The 19,442-nt window shown below is 65.8% G+C and carries 20 protein-coding genes; 8 read left to right on the top strand and 12 right to left on the bottom strand.

Translation table 11 applies throughout. The features are described 5' to 3' along the window. The first annotated feature begins 124 nt into the window (after positions 1 to 124). The 4 genes from AC5P8R_RS16280 to AC5P8R_RS16265 all read left to right on the top strand — a co-directional run bounded on the left by AC5P8R_RS16280 (position 125) and on the right by AC5P8R_RS16265 (position 3,155). Positions 125 to 715 (top strand): cysteine dioxygenase family protein, encoded by a 591-nt coding sequence (locus AC5P8R_RS16280; protein ID WP_014645425.1) that lies wholly within the window; start codon positions 125 to 127, stop codon positions 713 to 715. A 117-nt stretch (positions 716 to 832) separates the two neighbouring features. Then, complete coding sequence (eda, locus tag AC5P8R_RS16275) at positions 833 to 1,471, top strand: bifunctional 4-hydroxy-2-oxoglutarate aldolase/2-dehydro-3-deoxy-phosphogluconate aldolase (RefSeq protein ID WP_014645424.1); 639 nt, start codon at positions 833 to 835, stop codon at positions 1,469 to 1,471. Between the two features lie 96 nt (positions 1,472 to 1,567). Further along, positions 1,568 to 2,596 carry an alcohol dehydrogenase AdhP gene (gene adhP, locus AC5P8R_RS16270; RefSeq protein ID WP_495223631.1) on the top strand — a complete coding sequence of 343 codons (1,029 nt, stop codon included), beginning with the start codon at positions 1,568 to 1,570 and terminating at the stop codon, positions 2,594 to 2,596. Positions 2,597 to 2,762: 166 nt separating this feature from the next. Further along, positions 2,763 to 3,155 (top strand): hypothetical protein, encoded by a 393-nt coding sequence (locus AC5P8R_RS16265; RefSeq protein ID WP_014645422.1) that lies wholly within the window; start codon positions 2,763 to 2,765, stop codon positions 3,153 to 3,155. Positions 3,156 to 3,230: 75 nt separating this feature from the next. Here AC5P8R_RS16265 and ligD read toward each other — a convergent pair whose 3' ends face one another. The 3 genes from ligD to AC5P8R_RS16250 all read right to left on the bottom strand — a co-directional run bounded on the left by ligD (position 3,231) and on the right by AC5P8R_RS16250 (position 7,210). Then, entirely contained in the window at positions 3,231 to 5,723 is a 2,493-nt protein-coding gene (gene ligD / locus AC5P8R_RS16260; RefSeq protein ID WP_495223630.1) for a DNA ligase D, read from the bottom strand. 3 nt (positions 5,724 to 5,726) lie between these two features. Next, positions 5,727 to 6,647 carry a non-homologous end joining protein Ku gene (ku, locus tag AC5P8R_RS16255; RefSeq protein WP_032958403.1) on the bottom strand — a complete coding sequence of 307 codons (921 nt, stop codon included), beginning with the start codon at positions 6,645 to 6,647 and terminating at the stop codon, positions 5,727 to 5,729. A 164-nt stretch (positions 6,648 to 6,811) separates the two neighbouring features. Beyond that, positions 6,812 to 7,210 (bottom strand): hypothetical protein, encoded by a 399-nt coding sequence (locus tag AC5P8R_RS16250; protein WP_014035432.1) that lies wholly within the window; start codon positions 7,208 to 7,210, stop codon positions 6,812 to 6,814. 146 nt (positions 7,211 to 7,356) lie between these two features. Between AC5P8R_RS16250 and AC5P8R_RS16245 the strand changes: the two genes are divergently transcribed. Next, positions 7,357 to 7,701 carry a hypothetical protein gene (locus tag AC5P8R_RS16245; RefSeq protein WP_197576148.1) on the top strand — a complete coding sequence of 115 codons (345 nt, stop codon included), beginning with the start codon at positions 7,357 to 7,359 and terminating at the stop codon, positions 7,699 to 7,701. Positions 7,702 to 7,780: 79 nt separating this feature from the next. On the opposite strand, the gene AC5P8R_RS16240 is transcribed toward AC5P8R_RS16245, so the two are convergent. Continuing rightward, a complete protein-coding gene (locus tag AC5P8R_RS16240) occupies positions 7,781 to 9,874 on the bottom strand; it encodes a TonB-dependent receptor family protein (RefSeq protein ID WP_197621039.1) in 2,094 nt (697 codons plus the stop codon). 171 nt (positions 9,875 to 10,045) lie between these two features. Here AC5P8R_RS16240 and AC5P8R_RS16235 point away from each other — a divergent pair, with 171 nt between their 5' ends. The 3 genes from AC5P8R_RS16235 to AC5P8R_RS16225 all read left to right on the top strand — a co-directional run bounded on the left by AC5P8R_RS16235 (position 10,046) and on the right by AC5P8R_RS16225 (position 13,343). Beyond that, positions 10,046 to 11,248 (top strand): amino acid aminotransferase, encoded by a 1,203-nt coding sequence (locus AC5P8R_RS16235; protein WP_014645417.1) that lies wholly within the window; start codon positions 10,046 to 10,048, stop codon positions 11,246 to 11,248. A gap of 259 nt (positions 11,249 to 11,507) precedes the next feature. Next, positions 11,508 to 12,524, top strand: coding sequence for a class 1 fructose-bisphosphatase (locus AC5P8R_RS16230; RefSeq protein ID WP_197621040.1), 1,017 nt, complete (start codon positions 11,508 to 11,510; stop codon positions 12,522 to 12,524). A 108-nt stretch (positions 12,525 to 12,632) separates the two neighbouring features. Further along, positions 12,633 to 13,343, top strand: coding sequence for a 2OG-Fe(II) oxygenase (locus tag AC5P8R_RS16225; protein WP_134966366.1), 711 nt, complete (start codon positions 12,633 to 12,635; stop codon positions 13,341 to 13,343). A 96-nt stretch (positions 13,344 to 13,439) separates the two neighbouring features. On the opposite strand, the gene AC5P8R_RS16220 is transcribed toward AC5P8R_RS16225, so the two are convergent. The 8 genes from AC5P8R_RS16220 to cls form a co-directional block, all read right to left on the bottom strand. Continuing rightward, the gene (locus tag AC5P8R_RS16220) at positions 13,440 to 13,958 is read right to left on the bottom strand and encodes a hypothetical protein (protein ID WP_141098666.1); all 519 of its coding nucleotides are present in this window, start codon (positions 13,956 to 13,958) and stop codon (positions 13,440 to 13,442) included. 204 nt (positions 13,959 to 14,162) lie between these two features. After that, positions 14,163 to 14,366 (bottom strand): hypothetical protein, encoded by a 204-nt coding sequence (locus AC5P8R_RS16215; protein WP_046427592.1) that lies wholly within the window; start codon positions 14,364 to 14,366, stop codon positions 14,163 to 14,165. A 291-nt stretch (positions 14,367 to 14,657) separates the two neighbouring features. Beyond that, positions 14,658 to 14,840 carry a hypothetical protein gene (locus AC5P8R_RS16210; protein WP_041863994.1) on the bottom strand — a complete coding sequence of 61 codons (183 nt, stop codon included), beginning with the start codon at positions 14,838 to 14,840 and terminating at the stop codon, positions 14,658 to 14,660. A 67-nt stretch (positions 14,841 to 14,907) separates the two neighbouring features. Next, complete coding sequence (locus AC5P8R_RS16205) at positions 14,908 to 15,504, bottom strand: hypothetical protein (RefSeq protein ID WP_249327337.1); 597 nt, start codon at positions 15,502 to 15,504, stop codon at positions 14,908 to 14,910. Between the two features lie 66 nt (positions 15,505 to 15,570). Then, the gene (locus tag AC5P8R_RS16200; RefSeq protein ID WP_495223629.1) at positions 15,571 to 16,662 is read right to left on the bottom strand and encodes a PA0069 family radical SAM protein; all 1,092 of its coding nucleotides are present in this window, start codon (positions 16,660 to 16,662) and stop codon (positions 15,571 to 15,573) included. A 142-nt stretch (positions 16,663 to 16,804) separates the two neighbouring features. Further along, entirely contained in the window at positions 16,805 to 17,548 is a 744-nt protein-coding gene (locus tag AC5P8R_RS16195; RefSeq protein ID WP_014645413.1) for a pyridoxine 5'-phosphate synthase, read from the bottom strand. A 9-nt stretch (positions 17,549 to 17,557) separates the two neighbouring features. Further along, entirely contained in the window at positions 17,558 to 17,827 is a 270-nt protein-coding gene (locus tag AC5P8R_RS16190; RefSeq protein ID WP_014645412.1) for a hypothetical protein, read from the bottom strand. Between the two features lie 40 nt (positions 17,828 to 17,867). Further along, entirely contained in the window at positions 17,868 to 19,328 is a 1,461-nt protein-coding gene (cls, locus tag AC5P8R_RS16185; protein WP_014645411.1) for a cardiolipin synthase, read from the bottom strand. Between the last annotated feature and the right edge of the window lie 114 nt (positions 19,329 to 19,442).

Raw genomic sequence — 19,442 nt, 5'->3', positions numbered from 1 at the left:
CCCTTGTGATTGCTCTAGTGCCTCTGCATCTGAACCGTTCTTCTGCGCGTGTTCACCCTGAATGCGGACGCGACGCGCGCGAACGCCAACATTCCCTTAACCATGCTCCGCTACAGTCAGGTGCATGGACCTGCAGACCTCTCCGTTTCCGCCGTTCCGTGGCCGCGACCGGTTGATCGCTGCGGTCGACGCGGCGGTGACCGCCGGTGATGCCGGGCGCATCACCGCTGACCTGCAGCTGGCGCTGCAGGAAGCCATAACCGACAGCCGCATCGAATTGCCCGAATGCGTGCATCGGCCGGTCAGTGATCATTACGCGCGACGTCCGCTGTACCACAGCCGCGAACACGGCTACAGCGTGATCGCCATGAGCTGGGGCCCAGGGCAGGGCACGCCGCTGCACGACCACGATGCCATGTGGTGTGTGGAGGGAGTGTGGTTGGGCGAACTGGAGATCACCCGTTACGAGCTGCTGGAGCGCGCCGGCGAGCGCTGGCGTTTCCACCGCCACGCCACGCTGCGCGGAGGCTGCGGCAGTGCCGGCAGCCTGATCCCGCCGCACGAGTACCACACCCTGCGCAACGCCAGTGACGACGCATTGGCGATTTCTGTGCACGTGTACGAGTCGCAGATGGAGCGCTCGGCGGTGTTCGATCCGCTCGGTGGCGACTGGTACCAGCGCCGCATCCAGGCGCTGCAGGCCGACCCGGCCTGACCGGGGCAGGGCGGGGCGACGCTGCCAGCACCTTCGTGAGCCACGTGGCATCATGCGCCGCTGCGCTGCCGTACCCGGCGGCGATCCGCGATGCCCCGTCGGGCAAGGAGCAAGACCATGTCCAGCGCTGATCCGCGCCTGCGCGCGCTGTTGAAGCTGGCACCGGTGATCCCGGTGTACACCCCCGAAGATGTGAATGAAGCGGTCGACGTCGCCCAGGCACTGTTCCGCGGCGGCCTGCCGGTAATCGAGGTGACGCTGCGCACGCCGCAGGCGCTGGATGCGATCAAGGCGATGGTCGAGGCCGTGCCGGACGCGGTGATCGGTGCCGGCACCGTACTCGACGCCGCGCAGATGCAGGCAGCAAAGCAGGCCGGCGCGCGATTCGCGGTGTCCCCCGGTGCCACGCCGGCGTTGTATGCGGCCGCGCGTGATGCCGACCTGCCGTACCTGCCCGGTGCCGCCACCGCCTCGGACCTGATCCTGGGCCTGGAGCATGGCCAGGACACCTTCAAGTTCTTCCCGGCGGTACAGGCCGGCGGCGCCGCGCTACTGGCCGCCTGGCACGGTCCGTTCGCCGATGTGCGCTTCTGCCCGACCGGCGGCATCAGTGCGCAGACCGCGCCGCAGTTCCTGCATCTGCCCAACGTGCTGTGCGTCGGCGGTTCGTGGCTGACCACCCCGGCACTGCTGCAGACCCGCGACTGGGAGGCGATCGAACGCCTGGCCCGCGAGGCGTCCGTGCTGGCCAGCTGAACCTGCTCCGCGAATCTTCAAAGGTTTGATCGTGATCAAAGCGCCGGCCTCGTGCCGGCGTCATTCTGTGGGCAAGCGCACTACGGAGATCCGAACATGAATTCGACCATGAAGGGCGCTGTCGTGCGTGAGTTCGGCAAGCCACTGGTGATCGAGGAAGTCTCGGTACCACGCCCGGGGGCGGGCGAGGTACTGGTCAGGATCGAGGCCTGTGGCGTCTGCCACACCGACCTGCACGCCGCCGAGGGCGACTGGCCGGTGAAACCGAACCCGCCGTTCATCCCCGGCCACGAGGGCGTGGGGCACGTCGTGGCCGTGGGAGGCGGGGTAGGGCACGTCAAGGAAGGCGACAGGGTCGGCATCCCCTGGTTGTACTCGGCGTGTGGCCATTGCGAACACTGCCTGGGTGGCTGGGAAACGCTGTGCGAGACACAGCGCAATACCGGTTACTCGGTCAACGGCGGCTTCGCCGAGTACGCACTGGCCGATGCCAACTATGTCGGCCTGCTTCCGAAGGACGTGGGCTTCGTCGAGATCGCACCGGTGCTGTGCGCCGGCGTGACCGTCTACAAGGGCCTGAAGGTCACCGACACCAAGCCCGGCGACTGGGTGGCGATTTCCGGCATCGGTGGCCTGGGCCACATGGCGGTGCAGTACGCCCGTGCGATGGGCCTGAACGTGGCTGCGGTGGACGTGGACGACAACAAGCTGGCATTGGCCCGGCAGCTGGGTGCGCAGATCACCGTGAACGCGCGCACCACCGATCCGGCCGCCTTCCTCAGGAAGGAGATCGGCGGCGCGCACGGCGCCCTGGTCACGGCGGTCTCACCGAAGGCGTTCGAGCAGGCGCTGGGCATGGTCCGCCGTGGCGGCACCGTCTCGCTCAACGGACTGCCGCCCGGTAATTTCCCGCTGGACATCTTCGGCATGGTGCTCAACGGCATCACCGTGCGCGGCTCGATCGTCGGCACCCGGCTGGACCTGCAGGAGTCGCTGCAGTTCGCCGCCGAAGGCAAGGTCGCGGCCACGGTCAGCACCGACCGCCTGGAGAACATCAACGACGTGTTCGCGCGCATGCACGCGGGCACCATTGAGGGCCGCGTGGTACTCGACTTCGCCGCCTGACCGCCTGTGCATGGCCGTCGTCGCTCCGTCCCCCTCTCCCACGGACGCGGCGGCCATGCCGATTCATCGGTAGTGCCGGCCGCTGGCCGGCAAACCCCAGGCGGTTCGGTAGTGCCGGCCGCTGGCCGGCAACGCGGGCACTCTGTGGCCGCCGTACAATGCGCGCATGCCCGGCCTGCTCAAGACCCTGTTCCTGTCCATCGTCGCCCTGATCGGCGGCGTCCTGTCGCTTGCGCTGGTCAGCAGCGTCGCCAGCTGGCTGCCCCCGTTGCTGGGCCTGTCGCCGGACAACAACAGCGTGCAGCTGGGCTGGGACCTCACCTTCAGCGTTCTTGGTGGCATCGCGGGCGTTTCCTTTGCCACCTATTACGCCCCCTGCTGGCCGCGTTCGCATGGCTTCTCGATCTGGTCGCTGATCGCGCTGGGCTGTGGCTACGCGATGTGGACGGCCGGTGCGGATTTCCCGTTCTGGTTCGTCATTTCGCTGCTGGCATCGCTGCCGCTGCAACTGCTGGCCGGTTGGTGGTTCGGCCGGCGCGCCTCGCGCGACGCAGGGTAACGCCGCCTTTGTAGAGCCGAGCCCATGCTCGGCTTTCATGCACATCGACACAGGCAGCCGAGCATGGGCTCGGCTCTACAGGTCCATGCGCGGCAGCCTCTGCTTCAACTGCGCGATGCCCTGCCATGGGTCACTCTTCAGGCGTTGCGCCCTCGCCAGCGCCTTGCCCATGGGAAAGGCGTCGGCAGCACTGATACGCGCCAGTTCCTCCCAGCGCAGCGGCACTGCCACACCGGCGGAATCGCGCGCGCGCAGCGACCACGAGCACACGCTGGTGGCCCCTCGGGTGTTGCGCAACCAGTCGATGAAGATGACGCCACTGCGCTTGGCCTTGCTCATCGTCGCCACATAGCGATCAGGTTGCTCCTTTGCCATTGCCTGCGCAAAGGCCTCGCAGAACGCCTTCGCCTCGTCCCAGCCAGCCTTGGGCTGCAGCGGTACCACCACATGCAGCCCCTTGCCGCCAGACAGCCGCACGAAGCTCTCCAGGCCCACCTGCTGCAGACGATCACGCACATCACGCGCACCCGATTTCACCTGTGCCCAGCTGACGCCGTTGCCAGGATCGAGATCGAATACCAGTCGATCCGGATGCTCGGTGTCTGCTACGGTCGCACCCCACGGATGCAGCTCCAGCGTGTTCATCTGCACCAGCTGCAGCAGGCCCCGTGCGTCGTCGATATAGACGTAGTCCTCGCGGCCGCTCTTCTGCTGCAGGGGCACCGCGTGCACCGCGTCGCCCAGGCCGGGGCCATGATGCTTCTGGAAGAAACAGGCCTTGCCCACCCCATCGGGGCAGCGCAGCAATGACAGCGGCCGTCCGGCAATTTCGGGCAGGATCCAGCGCGCCATGCGCCGGTAATAGTCGGCCACGTCGCCTTTGCCCAGTCCCTGACCGGGAAACACCACCCGCTCCGGATGCGTGATCTGGACCTCACCCCCGGCTTCAGCAACTGCTGTTGCGTTGCTCATTCCCAGGTCCTCCTTCTGCTTGTCGCTGCGCAGCCGCTTGAAACTGGCCTGGCGCAGCAGGCCTTCCTTGCCCCAGCCACGGAACGCCACTTCCGCCACCGTCACCGGCTTCACCCAGCGCACGCTGGCGGCGCGGAACGGCACATGCGCCGGAAGCTGCAGCACGGGCGTCTTTACTGCCAGTGGCTGCAATGCCTTGAGCAGCGCGCGCAGGTTCTCGTCGTCGAAGCCGGTACCGACGCGGCCCACATAGCGCAGACCCTCCTTGTCCGGCGTTGCCAGCAACAATGATCCGAAACCCACCCGCGAGCCCCTGGGGGCCGTGTAGCCGACAATCACGAACTCGTCGGTGTCTTCGTGCTTCACCTTCACCCAGCTGCGCGCGCGGGTATTCACGTACGGGGCATCCACCTGCTTGCTGACGATGCCTTCGAATCCGGCCTGACCACTGGCATCGAACACCTGCGGGCCCTGGTCGATCACATGTTCGCTGAAGGCCAGGATGCCGGGCACGGGTCCGATGAGATCCTTCAGCAGCGCTTTGCGTTCCAGCAATGGCGCACGACTGATGTCCGCGTTGGCCACACCCGGAAGATCGAACACGATGTAGCGCAGCGGTTGCTTCGAGCTTCCATCGATCACGCGCTGCAACGCTGCGAAATCGCTGCGCCCTTCCTTGTCCAGCACCACCAGCTCACCGTCCAGGCGCGCATCGCGCACCGGCAGCGCCTGCACGGCCTGCACGACCTCGGGGAAGTCATCGGTCCAATCCAGGCCATTGCGGGAGCGGAGCTTCACCTCGCCGTCGTGCAGATCGGCCAGCAGGCGATAGCCGTCCCACTTGATCTCGTGCAGCCAACGCGCGCCGTCCGGCGCGCTGTCGCGATGATCGGTCAATTGCGGTTTGAACCCATGCGGGTAGGGCGTGTCACGTGCGCCGTCCAGTTTCAGCGCGCGCGCATGCCAGCGTGCATCGGCCTTGCGGGTAACCGTGCGTGCGGCGGGCACAGCACGCCCTGCCTTCCCCCCAGTGCGCTTCATCACGGTGGATGCGCGCTTGGGCACGTGCGCGTCCAGCAGATCGTCTGCTTCGGCATCGCGCGCCTGCTCGTCGTCGCGCTTGATCAGCAGCCACTGCACCTGGCGTCCCTTCATTGCCGTGCGCACCAGCTTCCAGCCACCGGCCAGGCGTTGTCCATGCAGTACGAAGTCGATCTTTCCAGCTGCCAGCGCCTGCAGTGGATCGCCTTCGCAGGCCCAGGTGCCCTGATCGAACACCTCCACGTGCCCCGCGCCGTAGTGGCCTTCGGGAATGTCGCCCTCGAAGCCAGCGTAGGACAACGGGTGATCTTCCACTTCCACGGCCAGCCGCTTCTCGCCGACGCGAAGCGAAGGACCTTTCGGCACCGCCCAGCTCTTCAGCACGCCGTCCATCTCAAGGCGGAAGTCATAGTGGCGCGAACTGGCATGATGCAGCTGGATGACGAAGGTTGGCCGCCGCTGCGGATCACCGCGTGCGGGTGTGTCGTCAGGCTCCGGCGTCTGCCCTGTGCCTCCGCCAAGCCGGCGCTTGCGCCGGTACTGGTGCAGCGACATGGTTCAACCTGCCTTGCGCCGTGGTGCGGCCTTCTTCGCAGCCTTCTTCGTTGTCTTCTTTGCGGCCTTCTTCACCGTCGACTTTGCAGCTGCCTTGCGCGTTGCGGCCTTCTTCGCCGGCGTGCGCTTGTTCGCATCCAGGCTCTTCTGCAGCAACGCCATGAAGTCGACAACGTTCGTTGTCGCATCCTCGTGTGGTGCGGGCTCATCTTCCACCCGCGTGGTGCCGCCCTTGGACTTGATGCGCTTGTTCAGCACCTGCTGCAGGCGCTCGCGGAATTCATCGTGGTAGTGCGATGGGTCCCAATCGCCGGACATCGACTCGATCAACTGCTCGGCCATCGCCGTTTCCTTGCTGGTGATGCGGTAGTCGGACAGCTTGCCGGCAGGCAGCTTGTAGTCCTCGGGATCCACCAGTTCCTGCGGATAGCGCAGGATCATCAGCACCAGCGCGTCCGCATGCGGCATCACCGCACACAGGTACTCGCGCGTGCGCACCACCACCCGGGCAATGCCTACCTTGCCGGTACTGCGCAGCGTTTCGCGCAGGAGCACGTAGCCCTTTTCGGCCTTCTTGCCGGGCACCAGCAGGTACGGCTTCTCGTAGTAGCGCGGGTCGATCTGCGCTGCGTCCACGAAGGATTCCACCTCCACCGCTTCGTGGCTTTCCGGCGCCGCCGAGCGGATGTCGCCTTCCTCCAGCACGACATAACTGCCCTTGTCGTACTCATAGGCTTTGACGATGTCCTTCCAGGGCACTTCCTCGCCGGTGTCGGCATTGACCCTTTCGAAACGGATCGGCTTGCGATCGCGCGAGTCGAGCATGCGGAACTGCAGGTCAACCTTGCGTTCGCCGGACATCAGCGACACCGGCACATTGAGCAGTCCGAAGGACAGCGTACCGGTCCAGATCGGGCGGGCCATGGACGCACCTTTGATGGGGCAGGGCACCCAGCTTCGGATGGGCGGTGTAAACCACCCGTGTCGATACCGTGCACGTGGGTTCCACGCAGGTGCGGTAGTGCCGGCCGCCGGCCAGCAGAGCTCGCGGCCTGAAGTGTCCTGGGGTTTCCGGCCAGCGGCCGGCACTACTGCAGCAACGGCCTCACCGCCGCCGCCGGAATATGGTCCAGCGCGCGCCAGGCGTCCTCCACCACCGGCCGCGCCTGCGACCAGCCCAGCCGCGACTGCCCGCGCATCTGTTCCCAGTGCTCGGCCAATTCCTCGCAGGTATCGGCAGCGTCGCCGCGCGGCCAGTCGGCAGCATGGGTTGTCAACGCGAAGGCATAGACCGGGCACAGGTCACGCCAGTTGCGATGACTTTGCCCGCGACGTTCCTCGTAGTCACTGAGCATGTACTGCAGATAGTCCTGGGCCACCGCCTGCGGATCCTCATGGCGGCGCGTGCGGCGCTGCGCGGTACGTTGGCCGAGCGGATCGAGCAGGGCGTTGAACACGGACGGTGCGGGTCGTTCAAGACGGGGCATGGCCGGCTCCTGCAGCGGGGGCGGGTGGGCAGGAATACGCGCGGTGCCGTTACCAGCGGGTGAGCGAGATGTTCATGACGCCAGGTTCGCGGCGGCTTTACCTGCGTCGCGGTGTAGTGGGAACCCCGAGCGCAGGTAGCCAGACCATGAGCCGAGAGACCTCCCGCGACCCGCTGCGCGCAAACCACCCGCCCATGCCGGGCGAGCAGCGCGGCAAACGCGATGCCGACAACGCCGACTACCGTGGCACCGGCGCACCGTTCTTCGATGCCGAGCACGGGAGCGACCATCTGCCGGTGAAGCACGAGGCTGAACAGGCGGCGCAGGACCGCAAGGATGGCGGTGACCGCCATCGCGGTGGCCAGGAAAGCCCGCTCAAGCGCCGCGAACGCAAGCAGCGCGCCAGCGACAACCAGGACGAAGCGCTGGAGGAGACCTTCCCGGCCAGCGACCCGACATCGCCGTTCGTGCCAGCCAAGGCCCCCGACTGACGGGTAGTGCCGGCCGCTGGCCGGCAACCTCCTGACGTCCTGCACGGCGCGATGCCGGCCAGCGGCCGGCACTACCCCTTCAACGCCACGACCATTGCAGGCCGACGTTGGCCCGCCGTCCCGGTCCCGGTTCGTAGAAGCGCCCGTTGCCATCGTTGACGATCACCGAGCCTATGTAGGCCTGGTCCAGCACGTTCTCCATCCGGGCGAAGGCGCGCAGCTCGCCACCCGGCAGGGCCCAGCGACGGCCGCCTTCCAGATGCAGCAGGGCGAAGCCGGGCGCGCGTTCGGTCGCCACGTCGTTGACTACGGTATCACTGCTGGCGGAGGCCTCCAGCGCCCACTGCCACTGGCCGGGCGACCATTGCAGCCGGGCAAAGGCCTGCTGGCGCGGTACCCCGGGCAGGCGGCTGCCGGCGGCAACCAGGGTGTTGGAGGTGAGGTACGGCGAACGCGCCTGCGCCTGCAGCCAGGTCCACGCCAGCTGCAGCTCCAGCTGCTCGGCCAGCGGCTGGCGATACTGCAGTTCCACACCCTGGCGGCGGGTGCGGCCGATGTTGCGATACGTGCTGCGACCGCCGATATTGCTGGCAACTGCCAGCTCATCGTCGGTATCTGCACGGAACAGGCTGACATCGAGCTGGGTTCCATCCTGTGCGTGCCACTTGCTGCCTAGCTCCAGGCTGCGGCTGCGGGCGGCCGCCAGATCCAGCGCCAGACCCGCCTGACCATCGGCGCGATACCCCAGCTCGTTGAAGGTGGGGGTCTCGAATCCACGCCCCACGGCGGCATGCAGGCGCCACTGCGGGCTGGCCTCGAAGCTGACGCCTGCCACCGGCGTGGTCGCCTGGTAGCGCCGGTGGCCACTGTCATCCGGGTTGCGGGTGGTGATGTAGCGATCGTCCGAGTCGAAACGCACCGCGCTGTGGCGCACCCCGGCCAGCAGCGACCAGCGCGGACTCCATTGCCACCAGGCTTGGGCGAACTGGTCCACGTTCTGCACGGTATCGATCTGGTCACGGCGCAGGCGCCCGCGCACCCCGAGGGCGCTGCCCACGAAGTTCTCGTAGCCGGTGCGGTGCTGGCGCTGGCGGTCGGCGCTGAGCCCGGCCACCAGGTCCAGCGGCCGGCCGGCGAGGTCGCCGTGCCAGCCCCAGCGCGCGTCCAGCCCGCCATACCCGCCCTGCAGATCGATCACGCCGCCGGCATGCAGCGGGCTGTTGGTCTGGGGTGCCGGCGGAATCGGCAGGTATTGGGTCACCGTGCGTTGGCCGGCATAGCCCATCAATTGCCAGCGCTGTGCCCCGGTCTCCCGGGTCCAGCGCAGGCCAGCCTGCTGCTGGCGCACCGATTTGCGGGTGTTGTACTGGTGCGCGACTGCCGTGGCCTGGCGCGGATCAGCCGCCACCTGGGCACGGCTCAGGCCCAGCGGATCCTGCGCATCGGGGGCATCCAGCGCATTGAGCAGCAGCTCCAGCCGCCCACCGCCCAGATCACCACCAATGCGTGCGTTGAGCGATTCGCGGCGCGCACGGCTGTGGTCCCGCCAGCCATCGGTGCGGAAGTGGTTGGCCGCGATGTTGTAGTCCAGCGCTGGGCCGGCACCCTTGAGCTGTGCGCCGACACTGAGCGTGTTGTCGGCGCCGGCATTCACGCGCAACCGCCACGGGTCACCGGCCTGGCCCTGCGCGCTCCAGACCTGCAGCACGCCACCGGAGGAATTGCCGTACAGCGCCGAGAACGGCCCGCGCAGCACCTCGATGCGCTCGGCGCCCAACAGGCTGGCATGCGACAGCTGGCCCTGGCCGTCAGGCATGGTGGCCGGCACGCCGTCGATCAGCACCCGCACCCCGCGCACGCCGAAGGTCGAGCGTGCGCCGAAGCCACGAATCGACAGCTGCGTGTCCTGGGCGAAGTTCTGCCGGTCACGTGCCAGCAGTCCGGGGACCCCGGCCAAGGCCTCAGACAGCTGCGCACCGGTGCCCGCGCGGCTGGCGTCGATCCAGACCGTGTCCTGGCTGGCCGGCAGCGCGAACGGATCGATGCCCGGCACCCGGGCGGCCTGTACCTGCACCGCAGGCAGGGCGGTGGGCGCAGGCTCGGCCACCGCCGTCCAAGGCGACAGCAGCAGGGCGGACAGCGGCAGGCAACGGCGTCGTGCGGCGGGATTCATGATTCAGGTTGATGGATCGGGCGGCAACGCACGCCATGGTACGGGGCCGCGGATGACGATGGCGGCGGCCAGCCCCGGCAGGCTTTGTTACGATGGGCTGTTTCCGGCCGAAAAGCCGCGGACCGCGTAGCGCACTTCCTCCCCCTTTCCGTCTACCGAACGAGTACCGCCGTGTCCTTCTTTGCAAACGTGGAACTGGTCCCAGGCGACCCGATCCTGGGCCTGACCGAGGCGTACAACGCCGACAGCCGCCCGACCAAGGTCAACCTGGGTGTGGGCATCTACTACGACGAGAGCGGCCGCATTCCGCTGCTGCGCGCCGTCAAGCAGATCGAGCAGCAGCTCGCCGCTGAAGCCAAACCGCGCGGCTACCTGCCGATCGATGGCCTGCCGGCGTACACGCAGGCGACGCGTGAGCTGGTGTTCGGCAAGGATTCGCCGCTGCTGGCCGCCGGCCGCGTGACCACCGCGCAGACCGTTGGTGGCAGCGGTGCGCTGCGCGTCGGCGCCGACGTGCTGAAGAAGCTGCTGCCGCACGCCACCGTTGCGCTGAGCAACCCGAGCTGGGAAAACCACCGTGCGGTGTTCAGCGCCGCCGGTTTCGAGGTGCTGGATTACACCTACTTCGACCCGGGCACCCATGGCGTCGATTTCGACGGCATGCTGGCCGACCTGGGCAAGCTGGAAGCCGGCACCGTGGTGCTGCTGCACGCCTGCTGCCACAACCCCACCGGCGCTGACCTCACGGTCACCCAGTGGAAGCAGGTCGCGCAACTGCTGAAGGACAAGCAGCTGTTCCCCTTCATCGACATGGCCTACCAGGGCTTCGACAAGGGCATCGAGCAGGACGGCGCAGCGGTGCGCATCATCGCCGAAGCCGGCATCGACAGCTTCATCGTCGCCAACTCGTACTCCAAGTCGTTCTCGCTGTATGGCGAGCGCGTGGGTGCGCTGTCGATGGTGGCGCCGACCGCCGCTGACGCCAAGGCCGTGCAATCGCAGGTCAAGCGCGTGATCCGCACCATCTACTCCAGCCCATCCACCCACGGCGCTGCACTGGTGGCCGGCGTGCTGACCAACCCGGAACTGCGTGCGATGTGGGAGCAGGAGCTGACCGAGATGCGCGAGCGCATCCACGCCCTGCGCCACGGCCTGGTCGAGAAGCTGGCCGCTGCCGGTGCACCGCAGTTCGGTTTCATCAACGAGCAGGCCGGCATGTTCTCCTACTCCGGCCTGAGCCGTGAGCAGGTCGAGCGCCTGCGCGACGAGTTCGGCATCTACGCCGTCGGCACCGGCCGTATCTGCGTGGCCGCGCTGAACCAGAACAACCTGGAATACGTCGCCAAGGCCGTGGCCACCGTCGCCAAGGGCTGAAGCAACGCTCCAGTAGCTTGAGGACAAAGGCGCCGAAAGGCGCCTTTGTTTTTTGCGCCCTGGTCTCTGTAGAGCCGAGCCTACGCTCGGCTTGTGCGGCATGAAGGACGAAGAGCAGCCGAGCGCGGGCTCGGCTCTACAGAAGGAAGGCGCCACGAGCGCAACGCATCTGGAAACGATTACGCCTTCCCGCGCTCACGCACGCCCCCGCCAGACGGGCGACAATAGGCGTTTTCCCGCTGCCGAGACCTGCCCGCTCATGTCCCGTACTTCGTTGACCCGCTTCCTGATCCAGGAACAGCACGCCGGCCGCATCAATGCCGACCTGCGCCAGCTGATCGCGGTCGTCGCCCGCGCCTGCACCAGCATCTCCATCGCCGTCAGCAAGGGCGCCCTCGGTGGCGTGCTCGGCGACGCCGGTACCGGCAACGTGCAGGGTGAAGCGCAGAAGAAGCTCGACGTCATCAGCAACGAGATCCTGCTCGAAGCCAACGCCTGGGGTGGCCACCTCGCCGCCTGCGCCTCGGAGGAAATGGACCACAGCCAGCCGGTGCCGGACATCTATCCCCGCGGTGATTTCCTGCTGCTGTTCGATCCCCTCGATGGCAGCTCCAACATCGACGTCAACGTCTCCGTCGGCACCATCTTCTCCGTGCTGCGCTGCCCGACCAATGTCGAGCTGCCGGGCGACGACGCCTTCCTGCAGCCGGGCAGCAAGCAGATCGCCGCCGGCTACTGCATCTACGGGCCCAGCACCCAGCTGGTGCTGACCGTCGGCCATGGCACCCACGCCTTCACCCTGGACCGCGAGAAGGGCGAGTTCGTGCTGACCACCGAGAACATGCAGATCCCGGCGACCACCCAGGAATTCGCGATCAACATGTCCAACCAGCGCCACTGGGAAGCGCCGATGCAGGCCTACGTCGGCGACCTGCTGGCGGGCAAGGAAGGCGTACGCGGCAAGAACTTCAACATGCGCTGGATCGCCAGCATGGTGGCCGACGTGCATCGCATCCTGACCCGCGGCGGCATCTTCATCTACCCGTGGGACAAGAAGGACCCGTCCAAGGCCGGCAAGCTGCGCCTGATGTACGAAGCCAACCCGATGGGCCTGCTGGTCGAGCAGGCCGGCGGTGCCGCCTGGACCGGCCGCGAGCGCATCCTCGACATCCAGCCCGACCAGCTGCACCAGCGCGTGCCGGTGTTCCTCGGTTCGCGCGAGGAAGTGGCCGAGGCCGTGCGCTACCACCACGCACACGACGACGCACAGGGCTGACAACCGATCGCCTGACAGCGGTCATGGCAGATCGATGACATGACCGTGGGGTGACACCGAGGGCGGCAAACGGCACCATCAAGCCGTTGCCGCCGAAGGAACGCACGCATGCACGAGCAGGGCCCGGTCGATTTCATCGAAGTCATCCACAACGCCGTCCCCAGCGAGGTCTGCGCGGCGATCGTCGAGCGCATGCGTGCGACGCGTGGCCTGCTGCCCGGTGCGGTGGGCAGTGGCGTGTTCCCGGAACTCAAGCACAGCAAGGATCTGCGCATCAGTGGCCTGGACGGCTGGCAGGATGTTGATCAGCAGCTGCAGATTGCGGTGTTCAACGGCCTGCTGACTTATCTACGCCGTTATCCACAGGCGTTGATCGCCCCACTGATGTTGCAGATCCAGGACAGCAACGGCCAACCGCGACGCCTGTCTGCCGAGGACTTCCCCGACATGCCGCAGCAGCAGCTGGCCGACCTGGCCCGCACCTGCCTGCGCCCGGGTGCGATCAACCTGCAGTGGTATGCGGCGGGCGAGGGCGGCTACCCGTACTGGCACTGCGAGCTGTACCCGAAAGATGCGCAGGCCGAGACCCTGCACCGGCATGTGCTGTGGACGCTGTACCTCAACGACGACTTTGACGAAGGTGAAACCGAGTTCCTGTTCCAGGGCCGCAAGATCGCGCCGCGTACCGGCAGCCTGCTGATCGCCCCGACGGCGTTCACCCACACCCATCGTGGCAACCGGCCGCAGGGTGGCGACAAGTTCATCGCGACGAGTTGGATCCTGTTCCAGAGTGCGCAGAAGTTGTTTGGAGGAGGGTGAAGCAAACTGGTCACTCGATGTTCTCAGCATCTTGTCCGGATCAAGAAGCGGGCCCCCGAGATCCTGTGCTGTCGTGCGGGCAGTTGGTGCTATCTCCTAAGGCAATCCGCTACTCGGGCTGCCCTCGCTGATAAGAGAATCTCCAGGGGCGTGCACGCCTTCCCAGGCGCCCACCTGACCCAGCGGTCTCCGGATGGCATTCAGTTCATAGCTGAGCTCGCGCATCTTGCAGTGGTCCTTCCAGCCCGCGGGGCTATCGAGATCAAAGCGTGCGTTGATGCGAAGCTGCATCAGATCATTGGATTTCCTGAGGATTTCGACGCTGCCTGAAACGGCCTTTCCGTAGCATCCAGTGCTGCCAGGTCTCAGGCTAAGGCCAGTGCTGTAGAACGCCCTGATATCACCCTCCGTCAAACTGAAGACATCGCCCTCCGCCAGATTCGGGGGAAGGATCAATGTCAGCTTCCTGTATCTTTCATTCTCAATCTTGGTCGCTGTGTACTCGCGCAATGCCACTACGACATTGTCGCCATCAACAATCCGATGGCACGCAAGTGAAATTTCCCTGTAGTCAGACCTTTCGCAGCCGGTCACATCAGAGTTGGCGTTAGACACGTAGAAGGCGCTGATCTTATGGCTACCAGGAAGCGACGCGCACGCGCTGCAGCTCAAGCCTAGAACAAGCGCAATCAACAATCTCGTTCGCACAGTCGCGCTCCCCAGAAACAACTACTTGTACGGTGCGAATTTTTTATATCGCTCGCGTCGTAACCACGGCGGTCGACACCGACCAGCTCGCCCGGAACCACCGGCTCAGAATCAGGGTCTCGGCTTCCTACCTGGCCTGATCAAGGTCTTGTGCATGACCCAGGCGATCCAGCCGCAGACCAATCCGATCCCCGCGACAATGATTTCCTCTTCCTCGAAGGCAGTTCCATTTAGCCCTTGATAGGCGACGAACGCGATTGCTCTCAATGACAGCAAAGCAAATAAACCAACAGGTACCCAAAGTAGAATCTTCATCACTCTCCAAATCGCGATCGCACAAACCAGTGCTGGACGACTGGCAATCCTGGATCTCTTTTCCTGCTTTTTCGCGGTGCCATAAGTTCCTCGCACAGTCGCCTTACCGCGGATGATGTACCCAGTGCCTTGAATCCGCCGCGAGCGGTCGTCCAGTCAGAAATGATTCTGACTGCCTTGGCTCTGTGATGCCCCAGGAGAGCTCCGCCACTCTTCAAGGCTGTCATGCCAGGACCTCCAGTCAGTGCTTTCTCAGCAATGGACCCGGACCACGGTCGAACGAACTCACCTCTACCGAGGGCGGCGGCGATAGAGAATCCCTCCCGCCATCAGACCAAAGAGGGCGACGCCGAAGCCCACGAGTTCTTCGTTCCCAAGCGCGTTTCCTGACATCAGCTTGGCAGTCGTCAGCAGAAGAAAGTTCAGTGGAAGCATCCAAAGGAACGCGATGCCGAGCCGGTGGATGATCTTCATTTCAGTTATCGCATTGTTCCAGATACATCGAAATAAGCCAGTATTGGGTAAAGGTTGATCCGCTCGATTATCTGGCAGGTCCAAAGGATCCCAAGAGGTTGCCGTTGCCGCCTTGCCAGGCACTGAGCTTCTCGACGGGGATCTCCTCGAGTTGACAGGTGAACTGGAGATAGAAGGAACGGTCCTCCTTTCGATAGCTGTTCCACCCAACAGCCGTCACTTTGACTTCGATCCGACTGTCGCCCTTGTGCGGCCGATGTAGTTCGATATCCGCTGAATCGGACAACCAGTAGTCTCCCTTGTGCGCGAAGCCCGCGCTGCCACTGCTCAGGCGTGCGCCGAGCACGGCCGGAATCCCTTCAGAGGACGGAGTGTATCCAGACAGGGTGCCGGTGACCTTGGTGAACTCTTGGGAATCCATCACGCCCGGTGATTCCGAGAACAGGCGAAGCAGAAGAAGGGTGTCGGTGCCCTTGCTGACCACCTGACCTGCATTTGCTGTCCACAAACGTTGTTCGAACTCGTCCAGGCCAGCCGGCATTTCAGTGACGACCGCGGCCTGCGGAACGACGATGCATTCGTGCAGGGCGCGGGCCTGGACTTGCAGGGTCGCAAGGCAGAGAAGAAGACCACTGGCACGGAAGCAGTGACTGCATTTCATCATGTACAACACCAGGCGATGCGGCAGGGTGTGGATTGTTACCGGTGGATCGCGCTGCGGTCCAGAGCCCTAGAACAGACTGCCCTGCGGCGACTCCTTCTTCGGCGGCAGCGGCTTCTGGAACCGGCTGCAATCCAGCTTCGGCCAATGGCTGTTCTGTGCATTGAAGCCCAGACGCTTGCGTGCCAGCTTGAACCGGTTGTTCAACAGATCGGCATACACGCCCTGGCCACGCATACGCGTGCCGAACTGGCTGTCGTAGTCCTTGCCGCCGCGCAGCTGCTGGATGGTGCTCATAACGTGCGCAGCGCGATCGGGATGGTGCGTATCCAGCCAGTCGCGGAACAGCGGTGCCACTTCCAGCGGCAGGCGCAGCAGCACGTAACCGGCGGTGCTCGCACCTGCGCCGTGCGCAGCCTCCAGCACGGCTTCCAGCTCGCTGTCGTTGATCCAGGGAATCACCGGCGCCACCATCACACCGACCGGAATGCCGGCGTCATGCAGGCGCTTCATCGCGCGCAGCCGTGCATGTGGCGCTGATGCACGCGGTTCCAGCTTCGCGGAAAGATGCGGGTCCAGCGAGGTCACCGAGAAGTGCACGCTGACCAGGTTCTCCGCGGCCAGCGGCGCGAGCAGATCGATGTCGCGCTCGACCAGTGCGTTCTTGGTGATCAGTGAGAACGGATGCCGGGTCTCCAGCATCACTTCAATCAGCTGGCGGGTCAGCTTGAACTTGCGTTCGATCGGCTGGTACGCATCGGTGTTGATGCCCAGTGCGATCGGCTGCGGCACATAGCCCGGTTTCGACAGTTCCTTGCGCAGCAGCTGCGGCGCATTGGTCTTGGCGAACAGCTTGGTCTCGAAGTCCAGCCCCGGCGACAGGTTCAGATAGGCATGCGAAGGGCGGGCGAAGCAGTACGAGCAGCCGTGCTCGCAACCGCGGTAGGGATTCACCGATTGACTGAAGCCGACGTCGGGCGAGTTGTTGCGGGTGATGATGCTGCGCGCGGTTTCGGCGCGTACTTCGGTGCGCAGGCGCGGGGCGAGGAACTCATCGCTTTCGTCGACCGCCCAGCCGTCGTCCACCGCCTCGCTGACGGTGCCTTCAAAGCGCCCGGCAAGGTGGGACGTGGAACCTCGGCCCTTGATCGCAATACCCATTGCGGCAGGGTACGTCGTGGCCGTCTCAATGGCTGCGACGGCCGCCTGAAGGGTTCAGGGCGAGGCTGAGCCGAGCATGGACTCGGCTCTACAGTTGATGCAGAGACCTTGTGGAGCCGAGCCTACGCTCGGCTGCAATGCATCAGAGCAGCGCCAGGTACCCGCGCACGGTGGCATCCAGCCCATCATACAGTGCCTCGCCGATCAGCGCGTGACCGATCGACACCTCCAGCACCTCCGGCACGTGGGCCAGGAAGTCGCGCAGGTTGTCCTGCGACAGGTCGTGGCCAGCATTGACACCCAGGCCGACGGCCTGCGCTCGTCGGGCAGCAGTTGCGAACAGCGCCAGCATCGCATCGGCATCGCCCGCCGCATGCGCCTCTGCATAGGGCCCGGTATACAGCTCGATGCGGTCCGCCCCCACCTCAGCTGCCTGCTCCAGCAATGGGTTGCCCGCGTCAACAAACAGGCTGACCCGACACCCCATGGCCTTCAGCGCAGCCACCAGCGGACGCAGGCGCTCGGCATCTCGTTCGAAGTCGAAACCGTGGTCGGAGGTGATCTGGCCGTCATCATCGGGGACCAGGGTGGCCTGCGCCGGACGGGTCTGTTCGCACAGCGGCAGCAGCCCCGGGTAGCCCTCGCGCGGCGGCGCGAACGGATTGCCTTCGATGTTGAATTCAACGCCACGCGCGCGGGTCAGCGTGGACAGGGCCAGCACGTCCTCGGCGGTGATATGCCGGCGGTCCGGCCGCGGATGCACGGTGATGCCATGCGCGCCGGCATCCAGGCAGGCCTGGGCGGCGCGCACCACGTCCGGTTCGGCGCCGCCGCGCGAATTGCGCAGGACGGCGATCTTGTTGACGTTGACGCTGAGCTGGGTCATGGAACGGGACTACTTGGAAAGAGGGGACGGGTCGTGGTCGTTGTGGTCGTCAGTGCGGCGGGCCTGGGCCTGTTCGCGCAGGCGGCGCAGCTCCTCGGCATCGATCAGCGTGGCCGGGTCGCGCTGCAGGTCACCGAAGCGGGCCACGTAGCGGCCGCGCACCCAGGCCAGCAGGAAGCCGAGCGCCGCCAGCAGGCACAGGGTCATCAACCCCGCGCTCGGGGTCTTCAGGGCGAAGGCAAAGCAGCCCAGCGCCAGCAGCAGGTACAACCAGTACATAGTCGGGCTCCCCGGATGATCGCCGCAGTGTAGCGCTGCGTCAGAGCAGCGGCGAGGCCAGCCGGGCGAAGGCCTCGGGCAGGCGGTGCAGCCACAGCGAGCGGCCGGCCTGGTCGTGCACCCGCGTGGAACGGTCGAATTCGCCCTGCAGCAGTTCGGCCAGTGCAGCGACGCGGTCACGGTCGCTGATCATCATCGACAGTTCGAAGTTCAGCCGGAAGCTGCGGTGGTCGAAGTTGGCGCTGCCGACGATGCAGACATCGTCGTCGGCGATGAACGCCTTGGTATGCAGCATGCGCGGGCCGTACTCGTAGATCTTCACGCCCGCGTGCAGCAGTTCGTCGAAGTAGGACCGTGCGGCCTGGGTGACGAACCAGGAGTCGCTCATCTTCGGCACCAGCAGGCGCACGTCCAGGCCGCCCAGCGCGGCCGAGGTCAGCGCCATCCTCGCTGCTTCACCGGGCACGAAGTAGGGCGTCACCAGCCACACGCGCTCGTGTGCTTCCTGGATCGCCGCCACGTGCAGGCGGTGGATGGTCTCCCAGCCCGAGTCGGGCCCGGACACCAGCACCTGGGCGCTGATCGATCCATCCGCACGCAGCGGCATGTCGGCCGGCCACAGGCGGGCGATGTCGAAACGCGAGTGGTCCTGGCCACTGGCATAGAGCCAGTCCTCGGCGAACACCAGCTGCAGGCTGCGCACCACGTGGCCGCGGATACGCATGTGCAGGTCGCGGTAAGCGTCGGGCCTGCGGCTCTCGTCTTCCTCGTCAGTGATGTTGATGCCGCCGGTGAAGGCGAGGCGACCGTCGACGATCACCAGCTTGCGGTGGGTGCGCAGGTTCAGCCACGGGCGCTTGAACGGCTTCAGCAGCTGTCGCGGATGGAACCAGATCGCTTCGCCGCCGGCGTCCAGCAGTGGCTGCAGGAAGCGCCGGGGCAGGGCGGAAGAGCCCACCGCATCCAGCAGCAGGCGCACCTGCACACCGGCCTGCGCACGTTCGACCAGGGCATCGCGCAGTGCGGTGCCGGCATGGTCGGGGTTGAAGATGTAGTACTCCAGGTGCACGTGGTCGCGCGCCTGCGCGATCGCGTCGAGCAGCGCGGCATAGGTGGCTGCGCCGTCGACCAGCCAGGTCACCTCGGTGGCACTGCTGGGCGCCAGTCCGGTGGTGGCCTGGGCAACCTTGGCCAGCTCGGTGCAGTCCGAATCGGGCGGGCAGACATCGCTGTAGTGCTCCATGCCCGAGCGTGCACGGCCACGACGCAGCCGTTGCCGCTTCACCTTCTGCGGCCCCAGCAGGTAGTAGATGAAGAGCCCGAGGTAGGGCAGCAGTGCCAGCGAAAGGATCCAGCTCAGCGTGGCCACCGGCTCGCGCTTCTGCAGCATGATCCAGCCCGCCAGCGCGAACAGGTAGAGCAGGTAGGCCACCGCCAGGATCGTGCCGAGGTGGGCGATGCCGTCGAGCCAATGGCGCAGGGAGTCGAAGAGGGCGAGCATCCGCCGATCATAGCGGCGCCTGCTGCCGGATGGGGTCGGATGGGCTCAGATCCCTTTCCTCAGGAAAAGGGATCTGACCCCAACCCGTGCGCCACGACGAGAACACAAAAAAAC

Source organism: Stenotrophomonas sp. YJH_SMC_73, from assembly GCF_059370155.1.
This window is presented reverse-complemented; position numbering and strand designations above follow the sequence as displayed.

Coding starts and splice junctions, on each gene's coding strand:
- AC5P8R_RS16280 (WP_014645425.1), top strand. CDS start 125: ATGGACCTGCAGACCTCTCCGTTTCCGCCGTTCCGTGGCCGCGACCGG.
- eda (WP_014645424.1), top strand. CDS start 833: ATGTCCAGCGCTGATCCGCGCCTGCGCGCGCTGTTGAAGCTGGCACCG.
- adhP (WP_495223631.1), top strand. CDS start 1,568: ATGAATTCGACCATGAAGGGCGCTGTCGTGCGTGAGTTCGGCAAGCCA.
- AC5P8R_RS16265 (WP_014645422.1), top strand. CDS start 2,763: ATGCCCGGCCTGCTCAAGACCCTGTTCCTGTCCATCGTCGCCCTGATC.
- ligD (WP_495223630.1), bottom strand. CDS start 5,723: ATGTCGCTGCACCAGTACCGGCGCAAGCGCCGGCTTGGCGGAGGCACA.
- ku (WP_032958403.1), bottom strand. CDS start 6,647: ATGGCCCGCCCGATCTGGACCGGTACGCTGTCCTTCGGACTGCTCAAT.
- AC5P8R_RS16250 (WP_014035432.1), bottom strand. CDS start 7,210: ATGCCCCGTCTTGAACGACCCGCACCGTCCGTGTTCAACGCCCTGCTC.
- AC5P8R_RS16245 (WP_197576148.1), top strand. CDS start 7,357: ATGAGCCGAGAGACCTCCCGCGACCCGCTGCGCGCAAACCACCCGCCC.
- AC5P8R_RS16240 (WP_197621039.1), bottom strand. CDS start 9,874: ATGAATCCCGCCGCACGACGCCGTTGCCTGCCGCTGTCCGCCCTGCTG.
- AC5P8R_RS16230 (WP_197621040.1), top strand. CDS start 11,508: ATGTCCCGTACTTCGTTGACCCGCTTCCTGATCCAGGAACAGCACGCC.
- AC5P8R_RS16225 (WP_134966366.1), top strand. CDS start 12,633: ATGCACGAGCAGGGCCCGGTCGATTTCATCGAAGTCATCCACAACGCC.
- AC5P8R_RS16215 (WP_046427592.1), bottom strand. CDS start 14,366: ATGAAGATTCTACTTTGGGTACCTGTTGGTTTATTTGCTTTGCTGTCA.
- AC5P8R_RS16210 (WP_041863994.1), bottom strand. CDS start 14,840: ATGAAGATCATCCACCGGCTCGGCATCGCGTTCCTTTGGATGCTTCCA.
- AC5P8R_RS16205 (WP_249327337.1), bottom strand. CDS start 15,504: ATGATGAAATGCAGTCACTGCTTCCGTGCCAGTGGTCTTCTTCTCTGC.
- AC5P8R_RS16200 (WP_495223629.1), bottom strand. CDS start 16,662: ATGGGTATTGCGATCAAGGGCCGAGGTTCCACGTCCCACCTTGCCGGG.
- AC5P8R_RS16195 (WP_014645413.1), bottom strand. CDS start 17,548: ATGACCCAGCTCAGCGTCAACGTCAACAAGATCGCCGTCCTGCGCAAT.
- AC5P8R_RS16190 (WP_014645412.1), bottom strand. CDS start 17,827: ATGTACTGGTTGTACCTGCTGCTGGCGCTGGGCTGCTTTGCCTTCGCC.
- cls (WP_014645411.1), bottom strand. CDS start 19,328: ATGCTCGCCCTCTTCGACTCCCTGCGCCATTGGCTCGACGGCATCGCC.